The organism is Kribbella sp., from assembly GCF_035687465.1.
GTDB lineage: Bacteria > Actinomycetota > Actinomycetes > Propionibacteriales > Kribbellaceae > Kribbella.
Genome location: NZ_DASRXP010000177.1, coordinates 1 through 2,599, shown reverse-complemented (window position 1 = coordinate 2,599; position 2,599 = coordinate 1). Strand labels below are relative to the sequence as shown.

Genomic DNA, 2,599 nt, shown 5'->3' with positions numbered 1-2,599 from the left:
GACGCGGTGCGGATCCGGAAGGAGGATCCGTGGGAGGTGCAGGCGGAGTTCGCCAGGGCGCTCGGGGAGGGGCCTGGGATCGTCGTACTGAAAGGGGCCTTTGGCAAAGACGTGGTCGATGCCGCGACCAACGAGTTCCGGTTGATGATCGAGGATCAGCGGGCAGCCGGGACTGCTGGGGGTGATCACTTCGCCAAGCCTGGTGCGAACGACCGGGTCTGGAACGCGTTGGAGAAGCTTGCCCTGCGCAATCCTGAGGTCTTCGCCGCCTACTACGCCAACGACCTGCTGGCACTGATCGCGAAGGCGTGGCTCGGACCGGGGTACCAGGTGACTTCGCAGGTGAACGTTGTGAATCCAGGAGGTGAAGGTCAGACCGTACATCGCGACTACCACCTGGGATTCCAGTCGGACGAGGTCGCCGCTGCCTACCCTGCCCATGTGCACAGGTTGTCCAGCGCACTGACGCTGCAAGGAGCGGTCGCACACTGTGACATGCCGGTCGAGAGCGGACCGACGCTCTACCTGCCGCACTCACACAAGTACGAGCTGGGCTACCTCGCCTGGCGGCAGCCGGAGTTCAGCGAGCACTTCGTCGCCAATCACGTGCAGTTACCGCTGGAGAAGGGCGATGCGGTCTTCTTCAACCCCGCGCTGTTCCATGCGGCCGGCAGCAACCATTCGCCGGATATCAAGAGGATGGCCAATCTCCTGCAGATTTCGTCCGCGTTCGGTCGCGCGATGGAAACCGTCGACCGGGTCCGGATGGCGGTCACCCTCTATCCCGTACTACGGACGCTGCGGCAGGATGGCGCCTTCCCGGATCTGAAGGTACCGGCCCTGGACAACGTGATCGCCGCGAGCGCGGAGGGATACGCTTTTCCGACCAACCTGGACCGGGACCAGCCGATCGGCGGACTCGCGCCGCAGACCCAGGCCGAACTGATCCGGCAGGCCCTCGACGAGGACTGGCCGGCCGAGCGTGTGCAGCTGGCCCTCGACGAGCACGCAGTACGCCGCCGTACGGACGACATCTGAAGGAGAAGGCATGGAACCGCTTCGCATCGGTATCCTCGGCGCCGCCCGGATCGCGGGCAAGGCGATCGCCGACCCCGCCCGGTTGACCGGCCATCGGCTGGTCGCCGTCGCCGCGCGCGACCAGGACCGCGCGGAGACCTTCGCCGCCGAGCACGGGGTCGAGCGGGTCCTTGCCTGCTATGACGATGTCATCAACGATCCCGAGGTCGAGGCGATCTACAACCCGCTGGCGAACGGGCTGCACGGACCGTGGAACCTGAAGGCGATTGCCGCGGGCAAACATGTGCTGACGGAGAAGCCGTCGGCGAGTAATGCCGTCGAGGCGGCGCAGGTGCGGGACGCAGCGAAGGAACGCGGAGTGGTCCTGATGGAGGGCTTCCACTACGTGTTCCACCCGGTGACGCGGCGACTGCACGAATTGCTGGCCAAGGGTGAGCTCGGTGAACTGCAGCACGTCGAGACGACGATGGTGATGCCGCCGCCCGCGGACGACGATCCGAGGTGGTCGCTGGCGCTGGCCGGCGGCGCGGTAATGGATGTCGGCTGCTACGCCCTGCATGCGCAGCGGATGCTCGCACCGTGGGGTGGCGGGATGCCGAAGCTGGCGAACGCCCGCGCTGGTGAGCGGAAGCGACTGCCCGGCGTGGACGAGTGGCTGAACGCCGACCTCGTCTTTCCGAACGGGGCGACCGGCGCGGTCCGGACCAGCATGGCCGGCGAGGACCTCGACTTCAGCTGCCGGATCATCGGCACCCGGGGCGAGGCGTTCGCGCCGAACTTCGTCCTCCCGCAGCAGGACGACCGGCTGATGGTGAAGACGAAGGAAGACACCTGGGTCGAGCAGCTCGGTCGGAGGTCGTCGTACACCTATCAGCTGGAGGCGTTCGCCGCCCACCTGCGGGACGGGACACCGCTGCCGATCGACGCGGACGACGCCGTCGACACGATGGAACTGATCGACGCCTGCTACCGCGACGCCGGCCTGCTCCCGCGCCCGACCACCACGATCTAGTCCGTACTGCGCTGCCGCGGCTGACCGCAGGCGGCCAAGGCACAGGTTTCGTTCATTCGTCCCCTTTTCACCCCGCGCGGGTCTGCGGATGACTGCCCGCTGCCTCAGGGTGAAAAGGGGACGAATGAACGAGGTTTGTGGTGCGGGCGGCGACGCAGGTCGCCTCGCCGCCGTACGCGCGGAGCGCAGTACGGGCTGACGAGGCGGCAGCTGGTGCTCAGGCGGCTGTTACTTACGACCCTGCTTGGTCGGCGGGACGATGACGCTGTCGCTCGGGTTGGACTTCGCCTGTTTGGGTTGTTTGGGCTTGCGGACTTCGCGTCCACCCTTGTTCTTGGCCATGGCGCACTCCTGGGAGTTCGGTGTGATGGGCTGCTCCGGCTCTGCGAGCCGTGTTCGCCGCGGTACTCCTCAGGCCTCGGGGGTTGGTTTGACGTTACACCCCGGCGCCCAACGGGACGCCTTTCAGTCGTGGGTGGGACTAGTCAGTCGTGGGTGGGACTAGTCAGTCGTGGGTGGGACTAGTCAGTCGTGGGTTGGGAAGCCGAG

At 66.6% G+C, this 2,599-nt stretch carries 2 protein-coding genes; both read left to right on the top strand.

The annotated features are described in order from the left end of the window. On the top strand, positions 1 to 1,038 hold a 1,038-nt coding region (locus VFG33_RS08955; protein WP_325024370.1), incomplete at its 5' end, for a phytanoyl-CoA dioxygenase family protein. Positions 1,039 to 1,048: 10 nt separating this feature from the next. Beyond that, complete coding sequence (locus VFG33_RS08950; RefSeq protein WP_325024368.1) at positions 1,049 to 2,050, top strand: Gfo/Idh/MocA family protein; 1,002 nt, start codon at positions 1,049 to 1,051, stop codon at positions 2,048 to 2,050. Positions 2,051 to 2,599: the final 549 nt, after the last annotated feature.

What these genes read in the sequence shown, in the direction of transcription:
- VFG33_RS08950 (WP_325024368.1), top strand. Translation starts at nt 1,049, where the DNA reads ATGGAACCGCTTCGCATCGGTATCCTCGGCGCCGCCCGGATCGCGGGC.